21 protein-coding genes are annotated in these 23,026 nt (G+C 63.8%); 2 read left to right on the top strand and 19 right to left on the bottom strand.

Going from position 1 to position 23,026, the window contains the following annotated elements:
- Window positions 1–138 precede the first annotated feature (138 nt).
- From RU09_RS18235 to RU09_RS05495, 13 genes are all read right to left on the bottom strand, one after another.
- A complete protein-coding gene (locus RU09_RS18235) occupies window positions 139–2,466 on the bottom strand; it encodes a zinc-ribbon domain-containing protein (protein WP_082041043.1) in 2,328 nt (775 codons plus the stop codon).
- Window positions 2,463–3,506 (bottom strand): TniB family NTP-binding protein, encoded by a 1,044-nt coding sequence (locus RU09_RS05555; protein WP_017201943.1) that lies wholly within the window; start codon window positions 3,504–3,506, stop codon window positions 2,463–2,465. The genes RU09_RS18235 and RU09_RS05555 overlap by 4 nt, the downstream gene beginning before the upstream one ends.
- On the bottom strand, window positions 3,503–5,539 hold the full coding sequence (locus RU09_RS05550; RefSeq protein WP_029264081.1) for a Mu transposase C-terminal domain-containing protein: 2,037 nt from the start codon (window positions 5,537–5,539) through the stop codon (window positions 3,503–3,505). The genes RU09_RS05555 and RU09_RS05550 overlap by 4 nt, the downstream gene beginning before the upstream one ends.
- Window positions 5,529–6,356 (bottom strand): TnsA-like heteromeric transposase endonuclease subunit, encoded by an 828-nt coding sequence (locus tag RU09_RS18040; protein WP_197065969.1) that lies wholly within the window; start codon window positions 6,354–6,356, stop codon window positions 5,529–5,531. Before RU09_RS18040 ends, RU09_RS05550 begins: the two co-directional genes overlap by 11 nt.
- Before the next feature lie 575 nt (window positions 6,357–6,931).
- Window positions 6,932–7,138: a hypothetical protein gene (locus RU09_RS05540; protein ID WP_017201940.1), complete on the bottom strand. Its 207-nt coding sequence runs from the start codon at window positions 7,136–7,138 to the stop codon at window positions 6,932–6,934.
- Between the two features lie 350 nt (window positions 7,139–7,488).
- Complete coding sequence (locus RU09_RS05535) at window positions 7,489–8,298, bottom strand: RNA polymerase sigma factor (protein ID WP_042538300.1); 810 nt, start codon at window positions 8,296–8,298, stop codon at window positions 7,489–7,491.
- Between the two features lie 324 nt (window positions 8,299–8,622).
- Window positions 8,623–8,877, bottom strand: coding sequence for a hypothetical protein (locus RU09_RS18230; RefSeq protein WP_081859903.1), 255 nt, complete (start codon window positions 8,875–8,877; stop codon window positions 8,623–8,625).
- 420 nt (window positions 8,878–9,297) lie between these two features.
- Complete coding sequence (locus tag RU09_RS05525; protein ID WP_029264085.1) at window positions 9,298–10,143, bottom strand: F510_1955 family glycosylhydrolase; 846 nt, start codon at window positions 10,141–10,143, stop codon at window positions 9,298–9,300.
- 143 nt (window positions 10,144–10,286) lie between these two features.
- Window positions 10,287–10,883, bottom strand: coding sequence for a DUF305 domain-containing protein (locus tag RU09_RS05520; protein WP_026049681.1), 597 nt, complete (start codon window positions 10,881–10,883; stop codon window positions 10,287–10,289).
- 86 nt (window positions 10,884–10,969) lie between these two features.
- Window positions 10,970–11,407 (bottom strand): DUF6153 family protein, encoded by a 438-nt coding sequence (locus RU09_RS05515; RefSeq protein ID WP_151460103.1) that lies wholly within the window; start codon window positions 11,405–11,407, stop codon window positions 10,970–10,972.
- Between the two features lie 50 nt (window positions 11,408–11,457).
- Window positions 11,458–13,578, bottom strand: coding sequence for a heavy metal translocating P-type ATPase (locus RU09_RS05510; protein ID WP_372984532.1), 2,121 nt, complete (start codon window positions 13,576–13,578; stop codon window positions 11,458–11,460).
- A gap of 55 nt (window positions 13,579–13,633) precedes the next feature.
- Window positions 13,634–13,957 (bottom strand): heavy-metal-associated domain-containing protein, encoded by a 324-nt coding sequence (locus RU09_RS05500; RefSeq protein ID WP_017201932.1) that lies wholly within the window; start codon window positions 13,955–13,957, stop codon window positions 13,634–13,636.
- Window positions 13,958–13,989: 32 nt separating this feature from the next.
- Window positions 13,990–14,271 (bottom strand): metal-sensitive transcriptional regulator, encoded by a 282-nt coding sequence (locus tag RU09_RS05495; protein WP_026049679.1) that lies wholly within the window; start codon window positions 14,269–14,271, stop codon window positions 13,990–13,992.
- 161 nt (window positions 14,272–14,432) lie between these two features.
- Between RU09_RS05495 and RU09_RS05490 the strand changes: the two genes are divergently transcribed.
- A complete protein-coding gene (locus RU09_RS05490) occupies window positions 14,433–14,999 on the top strand; it encodes a TlpA family protein disulfide reductase (protein WP_029273828.1) in 567 nt (188 codons plus the stop codon).
- Entirely contained in the window at window positions 14,996–15,757 is a 762-nt protein-coding gene (locus tag RU09_RS05485) for a cytochrome c biogenesis CcdA family protein (protein ID WP_029264089.1), read from the top strand. The genes RU09_RS05490 and RU09_RS05485 overlap by 4 nt, the downstream gene beginning before the upstream one ends.
- A 97-nt stretch (window positions 15,758–15,854) precedes the next feature.
- Here RU09_RS05485 and RU09_RS05480 read toward each other — a convergent pair whose 3' ends face one another.
- The 6 genes from RU09_RS05480 to RU09_RS05450 all read right to left on the bottom strand — a co-directional run bounded on the left by RU09_RS05480 (window position 15,855) and on the right by RU09_RS05450 (window position 23,017).
- A complete protein-coding gene (locus tag RU09_RS05480; RefSeq protein ID WP_029264090.1) occupies window positions 15,855–17,210 on the bottom strand; it encodes a peptidoglycan DD-metalloendopeptidase family protein in 1,356 nt (451 codons plus the stop codon).
- A 193-nt stretch (window positions 17,211–17,403) separates the two neighbouring features.
- Window positions 17,404–18,087 carry a copper resistance CopC family protein gene (locus RU09_RS18035; RefSeq protein ID WP_052492867.1) on the bottom strand — a complete coding sequence of 228 codons (684 nt, stop codon included), beginning with the start codon at window positions 18,085–18,087 and terminating at the stop codon, window positions 17,404–17,406.
- Complete coding sequence (locus RU09_RS05465; RefSeq protein WP_052492866.1) at window positions 18,084–19,853, bottom strand: cytochrome c oxidase assembly protein; 1,770 nt, start codon at window positions 19,851–19,853, stop codon at window positions 18,084–18,086. The genes RU09_RS18035 and RU09_RS05465 overlap by 4 nt, the downstream gene beginning before the upstream one ends.
- Before the next feature lie 125 nt (window positions 19,854–19,978).
- The gene (locus RU09_RS05460) at window positions 19,979–20,494 is read right to left on the bottom strand and encodes a DUF3515 family protein (RefSeq protein ID WP_042538292.1); all 516 of its coding nucleotides are present in this window, start codon (window positions 20,492–20,494) and stop codon (window positions 19,979–19,981) included.
- Window positions 20,479–22,083, bottom strand: a complete 1,605-nt coding sequence (gene lnt / locus RU09_RS05455; protein ID WP_079112071.1) for an apolipoprotein N-acyltransferase — start codon at window positions 22,081–22,083, stop codon at window positions 20,479–20,481. The genes RU09_RS05460 and lnt overlap by 16 nt, the downstream gene beginning before the upstream one ends.
- Window positions 22,067–23,017 carry a cytochrome c oxidase assembly protein gene (locus tag RU09_RS05450; protein WP_042538291.1) on the bottom strand — a complete coding sequence of 317 codons (951 nt, stop codon included), beginning with the start codon at window positions 23,015–23,017 and terminating at the stop codon, window positions 22,067–22,069. The genes lnt and RU09_RS05450 overlap by 17 nt, the downstream gene beginning before the upstream one ends.
- Window positions 23,018–23,026: the final 9 nt, after the last annotated feature.

Raw genomic sequence — 23,026 nt, 5'->3', positions numbered from 1 at the left:
ATCGGGAGCTCGAGTCTCTCGATCACTCCCGATTCGCTCGTGTCAGCGTCAGCGCCAAACAGAGAGCTAGCGCTGGATGCGAGGAGGACTCAGCGCCACGAGTAAAACCCCAGACGAGGTTCGCATCGGGTCCTGTTACTACTTGCGACATTCGGGGCAGTGGGCGTGAGGTCTGCGGGTTCTGGTCTGAATCGTGGACGGCCACGAGTATCCGCACGCACAGATCCACATGACTTTTCGACCCGACCCGACGGTGACCTCGGTAGGAGAGAGGGCGTTCGCTGGGTCCCATTGCTTGGCGAGGTCGGGGCGCAGAGTCGCAAGGTCGTTCTCGCCAGGGATGGGCAGCTTTCCTGCGCAGTAGGGGCAGCCGTGGCCGCACGTCCGATTCTTGACTGTCGCCGGCCACGAGTGGTTGCGATGGCAGTTCCATGACACCTTCACGTGGGATGAGACTGTGACCTGATTCGGTGAGCAGTCGTTGCTGGGATCCCATTGAGCGGCGATGTCTGGCCGAAGCGTTGCGAGGTCGGTTGTACCAGGGATGGCAACGCGGCCGGAGCATGAGGGGCAACCTGAGCCAGCGTGTCGGTTGGCGACTGTCGCTGGCCAGGTGTGACCCTTCACGCAGCGCCATCGGGCTTCGTATTGGCTGCTGACGGTCACTTCGGACGGTGTCCGGTCGTTCGCGCCTGCTTTGTGGTCCCATTCCGAAGCCAAGTGAGGGTCGAGAGTTCCCAAGTCATTGAATCCTGCCAAGACGACGCGATTCGCGCACACGGGGCAGCCCGTCTTGTCCTTCGTACGGCCCCAGACGGGGAGTTCCCACCTGTGACCCAGCGCGCAACGCCATACTGCGGGGAAATCCGAACCCGCGGTGACCTCGCAAGGAGTCTTGGAGTTCACGTGGTCCCACTGTTCGGCGAGTTGAGGGTGGGTGGTGGCGAGGTCGTTGAAACCAGCGAGGGTGCGTTGGTTGGAGCAGTACGGACACCCGTGTCCTGAGCAACGGTCGCCGACAGCCGCGTCCCAGCTATGGTCGCAGGGGCCGCGCCACCAGACCACACGGTCTGATCCGGGGGTGACTGTCTCCGGTGTGATGGAACTGTCGTTGCGTTGGTAGTCCCACTCTGCTGCGAGGCCGGGGTGAAGAGTGACTAAGTCTGTTTCACCCGGTATCGCCCGGCTGCCGGCGCAATAGGGGCAGCCGCTTTTTAGCGTGGTGCGGGAGCGCACCTGGGCAGGCCAGGTGTGCTGTCGAGCCGCACACCGCCAGTTAATTTTCCGTGCGGAGGTGACGCTGACGTGATGGGGGCCCCCGCGGTTGACTCCTGGGGTGGTGTCCCATTCCGCGGCGATGTCTGGCCGCAGGGTGCCGAGGTCGGTATGTCCAGGCCAGAAGTCCATGCCGATGCAGTATGAGCAGTTCGTTTCGGCAAAGCCTCGCACGTGGGGGCTTGCTTCCCAGGAGTGCCCCTCTTCGCACAACCACCAGGCTTTGTGGGAGACATCTACTCCCGACCAGGGGTCTCGGGTGGGCGGGTTGCGATCCCAGTCCCATTCGGAGATGGCTTTCGGGTGTCGGAGGATCCATAGCGGGTAGTTGGCGGTGGCGTCGAGGATGCGGGGGACGTCGACGGTGTCGAGGGCGGGTTCCAGGGGGCGGAACTTCGTGGGGATGGTGTGGCGGCGGAGGGGTCGGAGCCAGAGAACCACCCGTTCGACGAGGATGTCGCTGTTGGCGATGCCCAACGTTGCGTTGATGTCGAGTCGTAGATCTGCCGCCGGCTGAGTGCGCCATCGTGCGCAGTGCGAACGATTGGACAAGATCTGCAGAACGCGCACCGTCGCGCGGTACAGATGTGCGCGGCGATCGATCTCGCGTACCGCGCTCATCAAGGACGGATCCTGCCCGGTCTCTCCGTTCTGGGCGGAGAGTATGTCGTTGTCGCGCACCATGGCCCACACTTGACTGTGCAGTTGCGTGGTGACTCGACCAGTAGCGACGAGTCGACGGACGGAGAGTTCCGCGTTCCGAAGCGTGGGATCGAAGGGAACGATCACCTGGGTATCGAGTTCCGTTCCGGGACCGACCCACACCATCTGCCCCGGGTGTCGGAGACAGAAGTTTTCCCGATCGTGGGGAATCTGCTCGATCGTCTCCCCGGCACTGCATAGGCGGCACAGGAAGCGCTGCGGATAGGCCCGTGTGGAGTCCGGTTGCGCTAGACGTTTCATGCGGAGGTAATGACCGGCCGGGCGCCCTGCCGTCGCCTCGACCGTCCGAGCGGCCGCTTCATCGTCGATCCAGACGCGGTGGATGTTCGGTTGCGCTCGGCTGGTCAGCGCCCTCTCGGCGAAATCGAACGGCACTCCTGCGGCGTGGCATTGCCGCTGCGCGTAGGAGCGTGGCGTCTCAAGATGATGCCACTTGGGTCGTTTCGCCCACGCCTGCGTGCTGATCATGCGGCGTCCACCAAGTCGTCAAGGGTGACGTTGTGTGTGTTGAGCGTGGTGCGCCGGAGAGTGTCGAGAACCCCGAAGAGTCGCTCGCGGGTTACGGTCTCCGAGGTGCGCGATTCGTCGCGCAAGATGGACGCGACTAGGCGGTCCACGATCATCGCGAGAACGGCGAGTTTCCCGTCGGCGGCGTGGACTAGCGTGCCGGCGTTGCGGGTGAGAAGGCCGTGGGCGTGCCCGCATAGTGGTAGGAAGCTGTCGAAGGTGGCGACCCATTTGATCCATTGTTCGAAGTCCTCTTGGACGGCGGGGTCGATCTTGTCGAGTGTGACGAAGTCACATCGTGCGCTGACTTGCAGGCCGTCGCCCGTCTTGAATGCTTGGTCGAGATTGATTCCAACCAGGACGACGGTCGCACAAGACTCGTTCTGGAGGGCTTTGATGACACTGGAGGGTTCAGTCCCGCCGAGCTTGTGCGCTTCGTCAATCACGAGCAGCTTCGTGCCGTGACGGTGGAGGGCCTCGACGGCAAGCTTCCTCAGCCTGTCGGTGGCGATCTGTTTGGGGAGAACGATGGTGGGGGCGAGAAACTCCACGATCTGGGCAAGGAGAGCTTTTCCGGTCGAGTGTTCGGTCATCTCCACCCAGACGACCGGTGCGTCTCCGTCTCTGAGGTAGTCGGGGTGTTGGGCTGCGTGTCTGCGTTCTACGGATCGAGCCAACAGGAGAGCGAGCTCTGTCTTGCCGGAGAACATCGGCGCGGATATCATCAGCCCGCGCCGCGAGTTCTTCAGCCGAGGGTTGATCCGGATGAGGTCCTCCAGAATGCGAGCGCAGACCGCTTGCTCGCGTGTCTTCACCCTCAGCGTCAGCCGGAGAAAGTCTTCGCGAGCTTGGTCGTATAGCTCTCGAGCTTCACTGTCCAGATCTCTGTACTGACGGAAGGTGATCTTCGGCGGGGATGCGGGCTCGGCGTCGAATGCTTCTCGAAGCCCTGCAAGGCTGGTCTTGCGGTCATGGTGGAGGACGAGTGGGGTGATCTTCATGAATCAAGCTCCTCTGCTTGCGCGAGATCTATGTCGGGGGATGTCCAATCGATGGTGCTGATGTCGACGGGTTTGGCCCATTGCCGTAGTGGGATCGGTGTCGTTGTCGAGGGGCCTGGTTCACGTTGCGCTTCGACCTTGAGGCGCTGTTGCTCCCGTTTGTGCTGGGTGCGCTTCCGTTTGTCTCCTCGTTCGCGACTTTCGACGTGGTCGATCCACTCGCGGCGGCGGTCGGGATCGTCGATTGCGGCGTCGGGGTATCGGGCAAGGAGTTTCATGTCGATCTCGGCGACCATCGGTGCTGTCTTCTCCCGCAGAGCGATGTCCCAGCACTCGATCCACACACCGGTTTCTGGGTGACGCACCCAGACGGCATTGGCGTTGTAGGGGTCGAAGCTCACTGGGAATTTCCTGGCTTTCGCGGATCCCGGTTCAGCGCCCGTGAGGGAGCGATTGCGGAGATCTTCCAGGTGGGATGAGTCGTAGCGGCGATTGTGGAGTTCGATCCCTGCACGACCGATCATGCGCCGTTCCGTGGGCAAGAGCGCGAGGTACTCCTCAACTCCGAAAGGCACCGGGACGCCGGGTCCTACAGCGAACAGTTCGGTGTACATCTGATTCGGGGTGAAGATGCGCCCTGGGGAGCTCGTCGACTTCAAGCCACGGTGAGGCCTGTTCAGGTAGATGTTCGTTATCCAGCTGTCGAGGATGAGGCGAAGCGAATCCAGGGTGAGGGTGGGGTCGTCTTTGGCGGCCCGATGGGCGACGGAGTTCCCCACGAAACCGGCCAGCCATGCGGCGAAGTCTGTCGAGAGGGTGCCGAAGTTGCGCTCTACGTGTGGCTTTACCGTCGGCGTTCTGGAGGGGGCAAGTTCCCTGTGGATTCCGTACGCGCTGCAGGCATCTCTGAACGTGCGGGACCGAAAATCTGCTCCGCCGTCGATAGTGATCGATCGCGGGAAGATCCACGGGAGGGCCAGAGAATCGTCAGTGAGGTAGGGGTTCACCTGCTTCATCAGGTCAGAAGGCAACGTGGCTGATCCCGCGAGGGTGGCTGCTCCCGAACCAGGTACGGCTTTGCGCCCGATGACAGCCCGGGCGAGCAGGAGTGCATGGTCGAATCCGCCAGGGCTGTCCGCGTGAATCGCCCAAGCGAGCGGTACCCGGCTTGCGACATCGAGAAGCACGGTGAGTGTCGGCCGGAACTCACTGTTCTCATCCCAGACGAGAACGTCGAGTTTCGTTGAATCGATCTCGCATCGCTCCCCAAGTTGATAGGCAGCCCCGGAGTAGTACTGACGCTTGGGGCTGTTATCGGTGTTTCGCCGGGTGGTCGCTTTGTCGAAGCTGTAACGGCCGGCCGCCCGCTCGTTGATGTAGCCCTGGAGGGTGCGAGCCTTGATCTCGCATAGAGGATCGCCCGGGTAAGTGGTCTCGAGCTCTCGCCTCACCAAGACAGCGCACCGGCGTTTGCTGCTCGTCGACTTGTCCGTTTGGCGATCGAGGAATCGATCGATGATCGTCACCAGCCGTGCATCTGCCCGGCTGATGGAGAGTCGCTGCTCGCCCTTGCGATGCATGCGGGCATTCAGCCCGGCTGCACCGTCTTGCTGGTACGTCTTCCACAGGAGGTGAAAGGTGCTGCGCGCTCGCCCAAGTGACGTGCCTTTTAGCTCGAGCAGCTTCGCGTCAACGCGTGCGTTCTGAGTTGTCAGCGCAGGGTCGTATTGTGCCCGAGAAGCGGAGGCCAACGGATCCATCGGCCTGCCCGTGAACGCCTCAAGGAGATGGGCTTCCATATCGCATACGTCGGTCGGCCATGCATCCCCGTCCGGTCGAAGAGATACGCTGCGATCCCGTTGGGCTGTTCCGGCCTGGAGCAGGAACTCGTCTACGGACATGATCAGGTGTCGATCGGGCGCGTGTTCAGAGCGGAGCTTCACCTCCAGGCCAGGAATGATGTGGACCCAGACCCAGCTCTCGCCGTCAATCTCGAAAGAGTCTCCGAGCTTCAGTTTGCGTTCATCGGACACTGATCGCGTCCGTTCTCTCCCGATGTGCGGTAGTCAGTAGCGTGTTGCTATTGAATACGGACGACAAGTCGAGCGCGAGAAGTCTGCGCCAGGCGAGGTTGTCAACCCATGCGCACGCTAGAAGCGGGCAATCTGGAGACGCCAGCTCACACAACTCCCGGCGTGTTTTGCCCTGAGTAGCTGCGTCGAGGATCTTGTCCTCGATGTCCGCCGACGGCCTGCAACGGTCATGACGCGACGCCGACAACCATTCGACCCCGCGAGTCGCATGGACGCTGTGACCGGAGAGCACCTCGTAGTGCCAGCCGAGCGTTGCCGACAGCCGTGCGGTTTCATCGAACTGCAGTTGCACGGACTCGTCGATGCGTTCCTTCGGCTTCACATCTCGGACGGCGTAGGAGCCGTCCGACATCTGCAACAAGAAATCCGGCACGTGCCAATGACCGGCCATCGGTGAGCGGACGCCGAACACCACGCCAAACGGCTGCGACCACACCCTTTCGACCTGTCCGGCAAAATCGAGCCACATCAACTCGTCGCGCTCGAACTGAGACTCACACCACACGTGGCTGCGGGTGCGACTCCAGAAGTACTCAGATCCTGTGAAGAAGTGGCTGGCGCCCTTCGATACTCGAACCTTCATGGGGTCGATGACAGACCAATCCAAACGGCCGAGACTTCGGTCGACCGGTGCGAACGAGGTGTTGTTCGCATAGCCAGTCTCCGAACGATGATCACGCGGCACCCAGTGCAGCTCCGACTCTTTCGAGAACCGTCGACGAGCGATCATCCGTGCGATCTCAGCTGGCTTCATCATCACTCCCGGAGGGAGGCGGAGTGCCGGTAGGCACATCTTCGTCGCCTGCGCCCAGGATCAGCCCGGTCGGCTTCGACGGGCTTCCGACACACCGGCGCGGACCGGATATCGTTCGATCTGATCTCGAGTGGCCCGACGTGAAGCGAGAACCGCATCGTTGGTCGCCCGATGTCACTCGGGACTCCACCGGCTTCCGTCGCAAGGTCTAGGCAACGCAAGGCCAGACTTGAACGAACGAGGGGAAAGCTCCCCCACTAGCCTTCGGGTGAACAGTACTCGCCGCCGGCTTCCGGTGAACATTGCCGGCTCCGGCGCTGCGGCAGACATTGAGATGCCGGTCGGCGTTGCCGTCCCGGGCGCTCACGCCTTGGCGTCCGCGGAGACCGTTGCGGACCCCGACCTCGTGAGACTGACCATCCCGCTCCCCCAGTGCAGGACCCGTCCCGCACGAGATGCTCGACGGGAACCTCGTCATCGACAAGGTGAACTACTGACCGCCACCGACGGGGTTCTGGAGGCCCTCGACTTACACAACGAGGGCCTGCACGTGTGCACGTGCAGGCCCTCAGGTTCGATTAGACGCGCTGGCTGATCGTGCCGCCCGGGTTGCGGTTGGCGGTCGATTCGGTGACGAACCGGCCCGACGACGCGGAGCGGTGCACCGTGGTCGAGTTGCTCGTGCCGGAACCGACACGTTCGGTGGTGGTCTTTCCGGGCCAGCGGGCCGCAGCGGCCTTGGAGACGAAACGACCGGTGGATGCAGAGCGACGAACGGTTCCCATGGGAACTCCTTCACTGATTGGTGCCGGGGTGCCATGAGATGGAGCGCCGCTAGTCTGCGGCTGCCAACTCCGGTACAGTCAGTGCTCTGGATGAGACCTGACCTTCTCAGGGCTTGTGAGCCGTCCCGTTACCGCGGGGCGGCTCTTTTCCGTTGTGATCCCGACATCTCGGTATATGTCCGCCGCTGGTCACTTCCCCTCGCGGCCTCTCAACTGCTTCGATTGAGTCTTGCCCGTCATCGATCGCGAGACGAGCGACTGCGCTTTGTTGGCGGAAACGGTTCGGCGTGCCGCCTTCGCGTTCTGGGTCCCGAAGGACGAGCGCTCGATCTTGCCTCGAAATTCACTGCTCATGCGGACTCCCGGTTCTGTCGTACTTGCTGACGTGCGCGCGCGATCGCCGACTCCACCGCTTTCGCGGTCATGCCAAGCTTCTCGCCGATCTCCGCGTGCGTGAAGCCATGCGTCACGTTCAGATAAAAGGCTGAGCGGACACGCTCGTCCTTGATGCTCCCGAATGCACGACGCAGCTCGTCCTTGATGTGCGCCGCCTCGCTCGCGTCGGGAGCAGCCGACGTCGACGGACCCTCCTCGAAGTCGTCGGCCCAGGCCGCTGCGGGCGGCGGAGCCTGCGGCTCCGCATATGAACGCAGCTCTTCTCGACGCCAACGCTTGTAGACGTTGCTGAACTGCAGAAGGCACTGGCCCACGAAGAACGTGCGCAGGGAAGCTCCCTTGGCGGGGTCCCACTTGCCCGGGACGAGCACCTTGTCTCGGAACGCGGTGAGGGCGAGCACGATCGTCTCATCCGCCAGGCTCTCGGCCTCTTCGATCATCGAGCCCGGGCGGGGCTCAGGCTCCAGTGCGCCGAAGCCTTTTCGCTTCACCTCGCCACGAATCTGCCCTTTGTAGATCCACCCGCGGATGACAGCCCACCCGTACTTCGCGATCTCATTCGCGAACAGATCGTAGTTCCGGCCACGGTATCCGCTGGCCTGGAGTGCGGTCGCGAGTTCGCGGTCTCCAGCGAGCCGGTCGAAACGTTCCTCGGCGCGATCGCGGTCTGCCTCGGCCAGCCAGGCCTGATCCGTTGCCCACGCGATGAGAGTAGGAACGCCATCGGGGGACGAATGCCCTTCGGGCTCGTCGCTACCGGTCATAGCGTTCCCTCACGATCCTGGTCAGCTCATAGTCACCACGATCCCTCATATGTCCGACATTGCAGACTTCCCCTCGCCTCTCGCAAGAAAATGTTGAGCAACCTCACGGTTCGGTGCCGCCCGCCGTACACGATCGTTTGCGGCGTGGTTTCGCATTCGGTTCTACTGGTGGTGCCGCAAGCGAGGCCTCGGACCCATCTCCGCTTTCCAAAATCTCCCGCTGAAGACGCGAGTGAGCACAGCAGGAGGGAGCGTGCAGCAGACGACCCGCCGAAAACGATCGTTTCCGGCGAGTTCGCGTCGCCCGTCATCGTGCGCCCGCCGTTAACGTTCGCCGGTATCTGCTTTCGGCAGACGTTTCCGGCGTTCAGGTAGCGGGTCTCGCTCGTCGTCCGCCGATGCGAGTTGGCGAGGATGGTTTCGTTCCGCGCGGAGTTGTTGCTCGATCTTGGCGTGTGCTTTTCGTTCGTTGCGGTCGGCTCTGATGATGGACCGCAGGACGAACCAGAATGCTGCGACGACGGCGATCGTGGGGATGACGGACCAAAAGGCGTTGGTCCAGTAGTCATTGAGATTCATCCGCGCCTCCCGGGGGTTCACGCAGCACGAGCGCCAGTCCGACGATCGCGAGGATGAACGCTGTTTCGTAGCTTCCGAGCGTGTATGCCCAGAGTGACCGTTGGTCTGGAACGGTTGTGTCGATGAGGAGATGAGTTGCGATCAGTGCGACGGCGGCCAGGAGAAGGAAGGCCCCGATACGTACGAGGCGATCGTGACGCCGCTGTGGGGACATGTGGCTGGTGCGCGTGGGAACGTGTGCTCGTGGACGGTGCCGAGCTGGGTGCAGGTGGCGGGTCATCTGAATATGGCTCCGATGAGGTAGAAGCTCGCAAGGGCGAGAAGCAGGGCGAGGACTGTGGCGCACGCGATGAAGACGGATATGCGTCGGAAGGGATTGCGGCGGGGGACCATGGGTGGCCGTTCTGGTGGTGGCGTTCTCTACCGGGCGGGGGCGAGGATGGTTGTGTCGTCGGCTGTGATCTGGACGATGCCGCGGTCGTCGACAACGATGAAGCGTTCGTCATCGATCGCGGTGAAGGCCTGAGCGGCCCCTTGAAGCGGGTCGAGGCGTTGCCATGTTCCTTCGGTGTTCTGTGACCAGAGGGCACCGTCGGTTCCGACTCCTGCGAGCGAGCCATTGGGTTTGGCGTCGAGTGTGTAGAGCAGCGGGGCGTCGGCGACGGGGGTGAAGGTGGCGCCGTTGTCGGTGCTGAGGAGCAGTCCTTCTTCCGCGGCGGCGTAGAGACCGTCGCCGGTGGCGGCGAGGTCTGCCGCGGCAAGTGTTGCGCCGCGGGTCCATTCGAGACCGTCGTCAGTGCTGATGAGCAGATCGACGCCATCGGAGGCGATCCCGTAGAGAGTGCCGTCTGGTCCGGCGGTGAGGACATGGAAGTCCGTACTGCCAGTGAGGGCGATCGGTGACCACGATTCGCCGAAGTCGTCACTACGAATGACACCTAGGTTCGGGGAGCCGAGCTCTGCGGGTGTCTGTGTGCCCGGGTGACCGGATGCGAAGAGGGCGTCGTCGAGGACGGTAAAGCCCATCGCATCGAAATCGTGGCCTCCGATGGGACCGGCGATCGCACCTTCAGGAGTGAGGGTGAAGAGTCCTCCGTGGGTGGCTATGAAGAGGTCCTCACCGCGGGGGTCAGCGGCAACACCGTGAATGTGTTGGATAACGGGGGGGACCGCGTTGGTGCCGGAGGCCTGCGGCACGGCGCAGCCGGTGAGGGCGACGGCTGCGAGAGCGATCGCGAAAGCGGGTAGGGGCGAGTGGCGGTTCATGAGACTCCGACGTGAAGAAATGCATGCAGGTGCGCGAGCGGTACGCGAATGAGAGTCGCGACATGGCACCAGCGCGGTGGCGTGGGTTACTGCGAGAAGGCCAGTTCGGGGGTGCGGGCGAGCGCCGCACCCCCGAAGGTAGATCAGAGTGTGTCGAGGAGGTCTTTCATCGTGGCGATCTCCGTGGTCTGTGCCTCGATGATCGTCTCGGCCAGGGCGACCGCGTCACTGTTCTGGCCGTTGTCGACTTCGTCTTGGGCCATTTCGACGGCACCCTGGTGGTGCTCGATCATCTGCTCGAGGAACAGACGGCTGGCGTCCGCCCCGGTGGCATCTTCGAGGGCCTGCATGTCGTCGTCGGACATCATGCCGCCGCCGTGGTCCATGCCTTCCATGTTGGAGGTATCAGCGCCCCACTCTTCGAGCCACTGCTCCATCTTCTGGATTTCGGGGCCCTGCGCTGCCTTGATCTCTTCCGCGAGGGCGGCGACGCGCTCGTTGACGCCGTCCTTGCTGAGGAGCATGTCAGACATCTCGATGGCCTGAGCGTGGTGCTCCTTCATCATGCTGGCGAACATGATGTCGGCGTCATTGGCGTCCGCCGACGCCGGGGCGGAGCTGCTGCTCTCGTGATTCATGCCGGGCATATCGCCTCCGCCGGAGGTGTTTCCAGCGCAGCCGGCAAGGGCGAGCACAGCAGTGAGAGTGAGTGCGGCGGTCGCCGCAAAACGGGTCTTCATGATGGTTCTCTCCAAGAGTCGATGATGGTGCCCAGCGAGACAGGCTGGGCGAGGGGGCGTTGCCCATAGAACGGGCATGCCAGCCATCAGGTGCGACTGATGCAGAGAACGGTGAGAGACGGCGGCCGCAGCGGGTACAGCGCGCCGCGAAGCGCAAAACGTGAAAGGAGCGGACCAGGGGTTTCGGTGAGTGAGCGCCACCAGGCGGGCGGCCGGGTGACCAGCACTACGGCGATGAGGAGCGCGAGAACGCAGGCCATCCACGACATGCCGTGATCGTCAGAGCACGTCGCACAGCCCGTCTCATCCATCGCTGCAGCTTCGCCTGAGGCGTGTGCGGGGTGAGCGTCGGCATGCGCGGGTGCGACCGCGATGGTTTCGCTGTGCCCGGAGGGCATGGTGTGCGTGTTCATCGAGTGCATCGCCAGAAGCCCGAAGATCACGGAAAAGGCGACGGCGACGACGGTCAGGAGGGTGCGGGTGAGGGTGCGCTGGTCATGCACGCGCCGTGCGATCGTCGTCAACACTGTCCCACCTCCCTTTCTTCCAGGGTACGTCGCCGCCGCCCATGCGCCTACTTGTCGACGACGGCGTCCGGGCTGAGGTTCAGCCGTCGCAGCAACTGCGCATTCAGCGCGACAACGATCGTGGATAGTGACATCAACACTGCACCGACCGACATCGGCAACACGAACCCGACGGGGGCGAGCGCACCGGCAGCCAACGGCACCGAGAGAAGGTTGTACCCGGCGGCCCACCAGAGGTTCTGTTTCATCTTCCGGTAACTGGCCCGCGACAGCTCAATCACGGAGATCACCGACCGGGGGTCGTCGCTGGCGAGGATGACCCCCGCAGACGCGATTGCGACATCGGTTCCCGCCCCGATCGCAATACCGACGTCCGCCTGCGCCAGCGCGGGGGCATCGTTCACCCCGTCACCAACCATGGCGACCTTTCGACCTTCGCCCTGAAGCTCTTTCACCTTCGACGCTTTGTCCTCGGGGCGTACCCCGGCGAAGTACCGGTCGATGCCGAGTTCGCCCGCCACGGAGGCGGCGACCGCGTCCGCATCACCGGTGATCATGACCACCTGCACACTGCGCTCATGGAGCGCGTCGACCGCATGGCGCGACTCCGAGCGGATCTCATCCGCCAGACGCAGCGCGCCCACAACCTGACCGTGGACGAGCACGTGAAGGATGATCGCACCCTCGTTCCGCCACTCGTCAGCAACGGGCAGCTCCTGCGCATTCTCCTGCTCGAGCATGTACGGGCCACCGACCTGCACGACACGTCCGTCAACGCGGGCACGCACCCCGACAGCGGGGGATGACTCGAAGTCGGTTGAGCGTGGAACGGTGAGCGTCTTCTCTTTTGCCGCGTTGACGATCGCGCGGGCGAGGGGGTGCTCGGAGTCTGCTTCCGCCGCGGCCGCCCACGCCAACAGCTGATCGGCGTCGGTCCCCGTGACGGGGTTGATGGCGGTCACCGCGGGGGTGCCCTTGGTGAGCGTGCCCGTCTTGTCGAACAGAACAGTGTCGACGGTGCGCATGCTCTCCAGCGCGAGACGATCCTTGATGAGCACGCCCCCGCGGGCGGCGCGCTCGGTCGCGATCGACACGACCAGCGGGATCGCCAGGCCCAGCGCGTGCGGGCAGGCGATCACCAGCACCGTGATGGTGCGGATGACGGCGGCGTCGGGTAGGCCAACAACCGTCCAGACGATCGCGGTGATCGCTGCGGCGCCGAGCGCGAACCAGAACAGCCACCCTGCGGCCTTGTCCGCGAGCCGCTGCGCCCGAGACGACGAACTCTGCGCCTCGGTGACCAGCTTCTGAATCCCCGCGAGAGCGGTGTCCTCACCGATGGCCGTGATCTCCACCCGCACTCCGGAATCCGTGGCGACGGTACCGGCAATGACCGGGTCGCCATCGCTGCGGCGCACCGGCCGGGATTCTCCGGTGATCATCGACTCGTCCATGCTGGCCGATCCCTGAACGATGCGCCCATCGGCGGGGACCCGCCCGCCCGGACGCACGACCACGACATCGCCTACCTGCAAGTCCGAGGGCGCGACCGTTACGGTCGTATCGCCGTCGACCTTTTCTGCCTCGTCAGGCAGCAACGCCGCTAAGGAATCCAAGGCCGATGTCGTCTGCGCGAGCGAGCGCATCTCGATCCAGTGACCAAGCAGCATGATCACGATCAGCAGCGCCAGCTCCCACCAGAAATCCAACTCGTGGTGCAGCATGCCGAGGCTCGCACCCCAGGACGCCAGGAATGCCACGGTGATCGCAAGGGCGATCAGCAGCATCATCCCGGGCTTGCGTGCACGGAGCTCGCTCACGGCACCCGTGAGGAACGGGGCCCCGCCCCACACATACATCACGGTCCCGAGAACCGGGGACACCCAACCCACCCACGCGGCGTCGGGCAATGGGTACCCGAGCAGCATCGAGAACATCATCGAGAACCCAACCACAGGGGCCGCGAGGACCAGCATGATCCAGAACAACCGCCGGAACTGACCGACATGATCGCCGTGACCGCCGTGACCGCCGCGGCTCGTGTGACCAGCGTGCTCTGGGGGAGCACCGTGGTCGTGGCTCATCGCCGTGTGGTCATGCTCCGTTGTCGGCACGCTGCCGTGATCCTGATGCGCAGTGTGTTCGTGGTGCTGGTCATGCTGGCTCATCGGAAACTCCTTGCTCGGATGCACCCGGATCAGCCGGGCGCAAACGGATAGCGACTCAGATCGGGGACGTCGCGAGGGTGTAGCCGGCCTCTTCAACCGCAGCCCGTACAGCCGTGGGATCGATAGGGGCGGCGCTGTGGACAATCACGCGGGATGCCCCGCCGGCATTCAGGTCGACCGTGACACCGTCGACACCATCGATGGCGTTCAGCTCATCGCTGACGCTGGAGGCGCAATGCGAGCATGTCATCCCCGCAACCAAGATCTCGGCCGAGACCGGGGCCGCGACAGGCGCGGATGCGTCAACGGATGAAGGGGCAGCGCAGCATGCGCACCCCGCATTCGCGTCCTTCAAGCCGAGTTCGATGCGATCAGTCATGATGTGCTCCTTCGAGTAGACAGACGTAGTAGTTATGAACGGACGAGACGAGCGATCGCTTCGTTGGCCTCGCGGACCTTCGCCGCAGCCACCTCGCCTCCCTCAGCACTTGCCTGAGCGACACAATGAGCGAGATGGTCACTGAGTAGCGACAACGCCACCGTCTCGAGGGCCTTCGTCGCCGCAGACACCTGCGTCAAGATATCGATGCAGTACTTGTCCTCATCAACCATTCGTGCGATACCTCGCACCTGACCCTCTACCCGGCTCAACCGCTTACGCAGATCAGCCTTGTTGCTCTCGTAGCCGTTCACTCCCAAAAAGATACCCCCTAGGGGTATATAACACAATGCATGCGAGTCTATTCCCGGTCGGGAAGTGTCCGAGGCAAAGGTGACGCATAGGTGATCTGTGTAAGGTTCGAAATATGCGTCGAAGACCCCGCTTTCGTGCCGTTCGTGGCGCGGTCGGGGCCATGCTCGCTGTGTCCGTGATCGGGCTGACCGGGTGCGCGCCGGATCCGGTCAGCGATTCCTTCCTTAAGGGTGAGAACACCGGGTATGTGGCCGCCGACGGCGCGATTGTCGAGATCCCGGTGGCCGAGCGGAGCGAACCAGTCGTCTTCAGCGGCGTTACTGAAACTGGCGATGATTTCGACAGTGCCGACAACGCCGGCAAGGTCACGGTGGTCAACTTCTGGTACGCGGGGTGCGCGCCGTGCCGCGTGGAGGCGAAGGATCTCGAGAGCGTCTGGCGCGAGTACGGCGGCGAGGATGTAGCTTTCATCGGCATCAATACCCGCGACCAGGCTGACACTGCCCAGGCTTTCTCCGACGAGTTTGGCATCACCTACCCGAGCCTGATCGACGTGAACACGGCCGAGGCGAAACTCGCTTTCTCCGAGGTGGTGCCGATCCAGGCGACACCAACGACTCTCGTGCTCGACAAACAGGGACGCGTCGCCGCCCGCATCATCGGACCCATCGACGGCACCTCGATCCTCTCGACGCTCGTCAAGGACGCTCTGGCGGAGACACCATGAACGCCGACACCATCATCGGGTCCGGTGCGCTCTGGCTCGCAGTCCCCGTCGCGATGCTCGCCGGTCTCGTGTCGTTCCTGTCGCCCTGCGTACTCCCGCTGGTCCCCGGCTACCTCGGCTTCCTTGGTGGGGCGGTCGCGCCGGGCTCGAAGGGTGGCGCGACGAATGCAGTCGCGCCCCAGCGCCGTCAGCTCGTAGTCGGCGTACTGCTGTTCATCCTCGGATTCAGCGTCGTCTTCGTTCTCATCACCGCGCTGGGCGGCACGGCCGGCGTGTTCTTCCTACGCTGGGGCGACCTAGTCACACGCATCCTCGGAGTCGTCATCATCCTGATGGGGCTCGTCTTTCTCGGGTTGTTCAGTTTCGCCCAGCGGGAGGTTCGCTTCCACGTCGGCTCCCGGGCCGGAATCGCAGGGGCGCCGCTACTTGGAGTGGCACTCGGTATCGGCTGGGCACCGTGCATGGGTCCGACGCTTGCCGCGATCATCGCGCTTTCGTTCAATGCTGGCGACCCTGTCCGGGCCGGCTTCCTCGGCCTCGCGTATTCGCTCGGCCTCGGCATCCCGTTCCTGTTGGTCGCATTCGGGTTCGGTTGGGCGGCGAAGACAGCCGAGTTCCTCCGTCGTCACATCCGAGTGGTGAACGTCTGCGGCGGCATACTGCTGATCGTCCTCGGCCTCCTGATGGTGACAGGGCTGTGGACCGACATCATGTCGCGGCTGACGGCGGTGATGGGCAGCGTCATCCTCCCTCTTTGAGATCCCTAGCAAGGATGTCGCGAGTGACGACTGGAGCAGCCCTCTCTACCCGACTGCTCGTGTCGACGGCACCACTTCGTAATCCCGTGTCGGAGCTTTAGATATAGACGCCGCGGTCTTCCATGAATCGGACGGGGTTGGTGTAACCACCATTGATGTAGACCTCGAAATGCAGATGGCAGCCGAAGGAGCGTCCAGTGTCACCTGCGTAAGCGATGACCTGGCCGGAGTTGACCCATTGGCCTCGACCGACGACGATGCCTCCTGGTTTGATGTGGGCGTAGCCGGTGCTGACGCCTCCGCCGTGTTGGATTCGGACGTAGTTGCCGTAGTTACCGTTGGCGCCGGCGTAGTCCACGGTTCCGGAGTTGGCGGCGTAGATCGCGGCACCGCAGCCGTTGGCCATGTCCGCGCCGTAGTGGTAGCTCGAGGAGCAGCCCTGCGAGCCACAGATCGGGGTCCGAGGACCGTAGCTTGAGCTGCGGCCGCCTCCGTGGGGCCGGACCCAACCGCCACTTCCGGCGGAGCCTCCGCCGCCACCATTGCCGCCTCCGTTGGCTGCGGCTTCGGCGGCTTCGCGTTCGCGACGGGCTCTCTCTTCTGCCTCGCGGGCGGCCACACCCGCCTGATAGCCGGCGACCGTCTGCGTGGTGGTGTCTTTCAGCGCGGCGAGCTGCGCCTGCATCGTCTCGAGGTTCGCGGCTTGCTCGTCGAGCGCGGCCTGTGCGGCGTCGGCCGCTTCTTGTGCGGCAATCATCTTCTGCTCTGCGACCTGCTGCAGTCGGTCCCGTTCGTCGCGGGCGACCTTCGCCTGATCGGTCAGCGATTGGGCGGTATTGCGCGCCGAGATTGCGTCATCGTAGACCGATCGGTTGTACTCGAGCAGCTTGTCCATGGTGCCCAGGCGGGACAGGAGCTCATCGGCGTTGGCCGCGGAACCGGAGAAGAACAGTTGAAGTGCTGAATCGTCTCCACCGTTGCGGTACAGCTGTGCCGCAACTTGACCGGCCCTGCGCGCAGAGGTTTCGGCAATCGCTGATTGTTCGTCCGCCTGCGCCTGCAGGCTGTCCGCTTCCGTGATCGCAGCGAAGTATTCCTGCTGCGCCGCATAGAACGCGTCGGAGGCTGTATCGGCGGCAGCCTGAGTCTCGGCGACCTTTTGCGTCAGAGATTGGATCAGCCCTTCGATCCGAGTGATCTCGGACGCTTTGGCGGCTTCGTTGTTCTTGGCGCGTTGCACATCGTCCCAGCTCGGGTAGGACGCAGCGTACGCGGCTGAGACGCCGGAGCCGATACCGAAAGCAGCGAATGCGGCGACGCCGAGGGCGCCGAGCCCGAAAGCGCCACGTCGAGTAACACTCAGCTTCCAGAACGAGTCACGTTCGGCGGGCGTGGGTGCACACCCGCATTCTTCAGTCGCTTCCGTGGCCGCAGAGAAGCTTCGTTCGTTCACTGTGCCCTCTCCTTGAGCTCGGTTTCGTGGATTCTGCTGCCATGGGCGCGCAGATTGGCCATGCTCGCGTTGCCCGTCGTCTGGTCTATCGTCCGTTCGTGGGGGTCGAAGTCGCGCCGACTCGCCCGTGATCTCTGATCTGTGGCCCATATCTGACGCATCGAACTTGAGTTCGCCTGCCCTGACACGAAGCTCACGCTTTCGTATCCGTATGGACGTCGGCGCTCAACCTGTTGTGCTTTTTCTTCTTCACTTGCCGTACGACAACGGTGGCCGTGATCACCGCGGCACCTGTGACAGCCACGGCGATGATGAGCGGGATCGCGATCGAAGCCACCTCGTTCTCGCCTGCGGATGCCGCCGGGGGAGGGGTGTCCGCTGCTGGAGATTCGGTGGTTGGCGCGGCGGAGGGCGACGCCTTTGCCGGTTGGATCCGTGATTGTTCGTTCCCGCATGCTGGTTTGTCCCATCCCAGCCCTGGCTCGCTCCCGCTGGGAGCGTATGTGAACGCGAAGCTCTCGGATATGGGGTGACCGTCGCTGGAGACGGCGTTCCATAGCACGGTGTAGAGGCCCGCTTCTCCGAGTGCGACTGGGGTGGTGAGGATGTTGCGATCGATGGTGGAGCAGCTGGATTCGTAGAAGAGGCCGTCGGGTCCTTGCACTTGGGCGAAGCTGGCTTGGCTGAAGTCAATGAGTTCCCCGCTGAATGTGAGAGCGACATCGTCAAGTCGGGTGACGGTTTCGTCTGCCCCCGGCACGGTGTCCAGGAGATTGTCGTGCGCGAGAGCTGCGGGGGCCGGTGCGGCCACGATTCCCAGTGCGATGAGGGCAAGAAGTGTGCTGGCGAGCCAGCGGGTGCGGTGGGTGGAGGTCACGGGCGTGGGTCCTTTCGTCCGGCGGGCACGGGGGTGCTGTCGGTAGGTCTGTTGTTGCGTTTCGTGTGGAGGACGGAGAAGCCGGTGAGGATTGCGAGCATTCCCGCGATCATCAAGGTGGCGGCTCCGGCGAGGGCCTGGTCCTGCAGGGGGGTGGGTCCCCACGTCCGCCCCATGGCGCCAAACCACTCCGCGACGATGAGGTCGGAGCGAGCGATAGTGGCGATGCCGAAGAAAGTGGCCACGCCTGTGAGCGCAGTGAGTGAGGCCACACGCCACCGCCCCTCGGGAGTCGTGGACGCGTTCGGGGAAAGCGATCGTACGAAGAGGCACCCGGTGACGAGGAGCTGGCTGATCATCCATTCCGCTCCGAGCTGGTCGTAGAGCGACCATCGGAACAGGTCGGAGTAGTGGAACAACCACAGCGACGTGGCGAACAGGGACGCGGCGACGACGGGGCGACGAGTAAACCGGGCCAGGGGGCTGTGGGCGGCCCAGAGAAGCCATTCGCGCGGTCCTCGGCTTCCATCGTCCCGTGGGTGGATGACCAAGGTTGCGAGGGTGATCGGCGCCGCGAAGACAAGGAGCAAGGGGATCGCGAGACTGAGGAGAGCGAAGGCGAGGAATCGCATACTGATGAGCGAATCGTCATAGGCTGCGATCGGCCCACTGGTCGTCCACAGAAGCGCCCCCATCCCCGCAATCCAGCTGATCGTGCGCCTGGCTGGCCACGGATACCCGCGGCGCCGTGCGCGTCGGACGCCGACGAGGTAGAAGACGATTCCGAAACCCGCGACGAGCACCCAAAGGAGGTCGGGACTCCACGCCGTGAACCATCTCTGCAGGGTGAGTGCGACCGGGACGGGTGCGTCGGTGAGGATCTCCGCGGCGGTGGTCTGCGGCAGGGTGATCGCATCGGCGGGGGCGGCGGTGCGGGCGAGGGCGGCGGCGACCCCGCTCGCGACACCCATGAAACCGAGTTCGACGCACACGATCATCCAGAAGGCGCCACGGCCCTCGCTGGTCTTTGCGATGAGTCGGCGGCGGTAGGCGGCACCCAGGACGCCCATGACCAAAAGCGCGCCGATCTTTGTGAGAAGGAGGATGCCGTACGGTGAGGCCAAATCCTCCCACCGGCCGAGGGCTGTGAGCGTCCGCGCGTATCCCGAGACGGCGACGCCGATGAACGCGATGAGCGCCACCGTCGAGTACCGGCGGAGCAGGTTCTCGAGTTCGCGCGGCGAGCTGATCGGTCGCGCGACGACGAGCAGGATGAGCCCCCCGAGCCATACTGCTGCTGAAATGACATGCAGGACGAGGGACATGACAGCGGGATCGTGATTGGCGAGCTCACCCGAATGACCTTGGGTGGCCATGGGAATCAGACTGATGATCGCAAGCACGGTTGTGATCATGACCGCACCATAGCTGCGAACAGCGAATGCGAGGACTGTCACGACCGAAGCGAGGATCGCGGTGATGAGCCATGATCGTCCCAGCTCCGTGTCGAGGAGGAAGCGACCGAGCTGCGTGCCGAACTCGGCACTCAGGTTAACTTGCGGATTGAATGAGGACAGGAAGGTGAGGTAAGCCACCACCCCGCTTGTGAGGGTGAGGGTCGCGGCGCCGGCGGAGGCAATATCGAGCGCGACGGTGAAGGGCTTCCCTGCCGAGGGGAGAGCGAACACCGCCAGCACCAGGGGCCCGAGCATCGCCGCACCGGACAGATTGACGAACAGTTTCGCGGCCGGGAGTCCCCATCGCACGAGCGCTCCAGGGTCACTCGCGAGTCTTGGTGCAGCTCCTCCACCAATCACGAGCCCGATGACCACAGCGATGAGTGCGGCGGCAACGAGAATCGTCGGTCCAACGATCCGGAGAACAACGGGATTCATGGAGTGGTATCCCCTGTCTGAGCGCCAGCAGCGTCCGGGTCTTCCGTCACAGGTGCCGTGCATTCACCGGTCTTGGGGAGCTGCTGGATCGCCCCGGCAAGAGATTCGAGAACCGCGTCCGCCGACAGGGTGGTCGTGTCCACGTACACCTGGGCAGCTGGATCTCGGCCGTAGGTTGTGAGCCGCAGATTCGGGGTCTCCTCCTCGTCGACGATCCAATCGACGCCCCCCAAGCTGACACATTGCAGCGTGGTGGGGGCCGGGGGCTCCAACCCGCAGGTGAGGAGCACGCTACTGGGGGTGCCCCATCCTGCGGTGGCCTGAGCGTCCGTCCAGACGCGAGCCTGGTCGCCAATCGAGTCCGGTAATCGTACGGTGACCTCTGCGCACAGCGGGTCATTCGCGTTCGCTGCGGGCTCGAGGTGGACGGTGGGTGCGCAGCTGGTGAGCACAAGCAGTGCGCACAGCGCCGCGCCAGAGGTCAGAATCTTGAGCTTCACAACGTCATCCATCCGTCTTCCTGGGAGTCAGCATGCGTCCGTCGCTGTCGGATCGACATGACGAGCAGCGCTAGTACCGTTCCGATACTGAGCATCCAGCCGAGCCACGGCATCAGCACGACAGCGAGAGTCGTGCCGGCGCGGAGGGGGACCTCGGTGATCTTCGCCGCGGTCGTGTCCACCGCAACCTGAGCCAACACTTTTCCATCGCGGCCGATGACTTGACTGGTCCCGGTGGTGGAGACGTTCACCGCAGTTCTCCCTGTTTCGAGCGCGCGTATGCGGGCGATGGTCAGCTGTTGGAGGTTCTCGTCCGTGCCTCTGAAATCCGCATTGTTGGTTTGAAACACGAACATCTGCGCGCCAGAGGACGCGCTCTGGTGGATGACGTCGTCGTAGATGACGTCGAAACAGATCGCCAGACCGATGGGCACATCGCCAACGTTCATGAGGGGCGTGTTGGAGCCGGGCGTGTACTCGCGTTGTATCAACCCGATGAGATCGGGGGCGATGGCTTCGTAGAACCAACGGTCCGGCACGTATTCGCCGAAAGGGACGGGGTTGGCCTTGTCGTGGAGCTGCTGCGGCCCGGCGCTGGTCCACAGCATCGAGGTGTTGAACGTGTCAGCTCCGCGGGTGGTTGCCGCATTCACCAGTGCCGGAGCGCCAGCACCCTGCACGAGTCGATCAAGGCGGCCTGCGACGGCGGCATCGCGCAGGGGATCGGCGTCGACGGCCCCTTCTGGCCAGACGAGAAGGTCCATTTCACGCCCCAGGAGCGGAGCGGTCGCTTCTTCCTGTGCGCGCAGGATGTCACCTGTTGTCCTGGTGTCGAAGTAGCCGCTGGGACCGTTGCCCTGCACCCATCCGACGCGCATCATTCCCGCTTGCTCAGTCGGGAACAGAGGGACGGCCATCGCGGCAACGACGATGACCGCCGCTGCTGCTCCCGGCTCCCACCGGCGGAGGGTGAGGGCTTCCACGACGCTTGCGCAGACGAGGATTGTCAGGAAGGTCAGCCCGGTTGTCCCCACCCAGGAAGCGGCTTCCGCGAGCGGGCTCTCGGCAAGAGTGAAGCCGATTCGCGCCCACGGGAACCCGGTGTACGGCGCATTCCCCATCAGCGTTTCCCGCAGCACCCACACCCCGGCGACGAGCACAGGAGTGATCGCGTGATACCCGAATCCCGCCCGCGTGGTGGCGACACGATAGGCGAGTGCGATCAGCGCACCGCCGGCACCGAACAGCAGGGATTCCAAGCCAGCCAGCGCGACCCATGGGATGGGCCCCAGAAACCGGGTCACCCATACCAAGTGAGTGAAGTAGAAGGCCGTCCCGTAGACGAGGGAGATCAGGAACGCCCCGGGAACAGAGCGTCCGCGAAGCGTCCACAGCCCGATGGTTGCGCTCACGAACGTCGCGGGCCACCACCCGGACGCGGGGTAGGCGAGATCCAGCATGCCTCCTGCGATGGCGGACGCGACGATCGCTACGGGAAATGGCACCGCAGCTGCCAGGAGCGCATCGTGCGCACTGGCGTTGCCGCGCCGTGGTCGAACGGAGAGGGCGTGTCCCACCAACGGGTCAGCGGTCACGGTCATGAGTGCCCAGGTTTTTCAGGTAAGCGTTGTACGAGTCGAGGTCGGCGTTCCCGTGCACGTCGGCATACCGATCCGCCGCGGCAGCACGAGCGGTGTCGCTTCGGAACCAACGATGCATCACGTAGATCAACATCAGTACGGTCGGGGCTTCACCGTAGGACCATGCCAGAGCGCCGGCTAGCTGCTGATCGGCGAGGGGATCGATGCCCAGTGCTTCGGTGGGCGCGACGAACGAGCCGACCAGGATCGTACTGGCCATCATGAGAAACACCCCGAAGAATGCGTGGAGCGCGGCTTCGGCAAAGACGTCCAGTGCACGGGCACCATGACCCAACCTGACCGGCAGCGGATCGGAGGACAGGATGGGGATGGTGAAGAGCACGCCGGCGAGGAGGAATCCGACCTCGAGTGCGACGTGACCCCCGGGGAGAGCGAGGATGGCATCGGCAGCACCCGCAAGGTAGATGCCGTAGAACGCGAACAGGTAGAGCGGGACAGTGGCCCACGGACTGAGTATCCATTTCGCGGCCGGGCTTCGAAGAGCACCGTGGGCCGCTGTGAGGACTAACCGTCCCGCTCCATGATGCGGTGTCGCTCGCAGAAGAAGGGTGCCGGGAGAGCCCAGGACGAGGAGCGGCGGCACCATCATCATCAGAGTGAGCTGCTGGAACATGAAAACGGACACCAGCGCCTGGCCGTAGGTTTCAACGCCTAGACCAGTGACCGCCGCGAGGAGAACACACCCGAGAAGGAAGCTGACCGTTCGCCACACGGGCCACCGACGCCCGCGCGTCCACAACCGGATCGCTCCGACCAGATACAGCACAGCGAGGATCCCCGCGACTATCGGTAACACCGGAAGCGGGATGTCCGCCGGTGCGAGGAACGCCTGCAAAGACGGGGGACTTTCGAGGATCTGGCCGCTCACACGCATGGTCGTGAC

Source organism: Microbacterium sp. MEJ108Y (assembly GCF_000834175.1).
GTDB classification, from domain to species: Bacteria; Actinomycetota; Actinomycetes; order Actinomycetales; family Microbacteriaceae; genus Microbacterium; species Microbacterium forte.
Note: the sequence above shows the minus strand (reverse complement) of the source record. Positions and strands in the feature narration are given on the sequence as shown.

Bases quoted from the DNA above. Each gene is read 5' to 3' on its own strand.
- RU09_RS18235 (WP_082041043.1), bottom strand. From the start codon at position 2,466: ATGATCAGCACGCAGGCGTGGGCGAAACGACCCAAGTGGCATCATCTT.
- RU09_RS05555 (WP_017201943.1), bottom strand. From the start codon at position 3,506: ATGAAGATCACCCCACTCGTCCTCCACCATGACCGCAAGACCAGCCTT.
- RU09_RS18040 (WP_197065969.1), bottom strand. From the start codon at position 6,356: ATGATGAAGCCAGCTGAGATCGCACGGATGATCGCTCGTCGACGGTTC.
- RU09_RS05540 (WP_017201940.1), bottom strand. From the start codon at position 7,138: ATGGGAACCGTTCGTCGCTCTGCATCCACCGGTCGTTTCGTCTCCAAG.
- RU09_RS05535 (WP_042538300.1), bottom strand. From the start codon at position 8,298: ATGACCGGTAGCGACGAGCCCGAAGGGCATTCGTCCCCCGATGGCGTT.
- RU09_RS18230 (WP_081859903.1), bottom strand. From the start codon at position 8,877: ATGAATCTCAATGACTACTGGACCAACGCCTTTTGGTCCGTCATCCCC.
- RU09_RS05525 (WP_029264085.1), bottom strand. From the start codon at position 10,143: ATGAACCGCCACTCGCCCCTACCCGCTTTCGCGATCGCTCTCGCAGCC.
- RU09_RS05520 (WP_026049681.1), bottom strand. From the start codon at position 10,883: ATGAAGACCCGTTTTGCGGCGACCGCCGCACTCACTCTCACTGCTGTG.
- RU09_RS05510 (WP_372984532.1), bottom strand. From the start codon at position 13,578: ATGAGCCAGCATGACCAGCACCACGAACACACTGCGCATCAGGATCAC.
- RU09_RS05500 (WP_017201932.1), bottom strand. From the start codon at position 13,957: ATGACTGATCGCATCGAACTCGGCTTGAAGGACGCGAATGCGGGGTGC.
- RU09_RS05490 (WP_029273828.1), top strand. From the start codon at position 14,433: ATGCTCGCTGTGTCCGTGATCGGGCTGACCGGGTGCGCGCCGGATCCG.
- RU09_RS05485 (WP_029264089.1), top strand. From the start codon at position 14,996: ATGAACGCCGACACCATCATCGGGTCCGGTGCGCTCTGGCTCGCAGTC.
- RU09_RS05460 (WP_042538292.1), bottom strand. From the start codon at position 20,494: ATGGATGACGTTGTGAAGCTCAAGATTCTGACCTCTGGCGCGGCGCTG.
- lnt (WP_079112071.1), bottom strand. From the start codon at position 22,083: ATGACCGTGACCGCTGACCCGTTGGTGGGACACGCCCTCTCCGTTCGA.
- RU09_RS05450 (WP_042538291.1), bottom strand. From the start codon at position 23,017: ATGCGTGTGAGCGGCCAGATCCTCGAAAGTCCCCCGTCTTTGCAGGCG.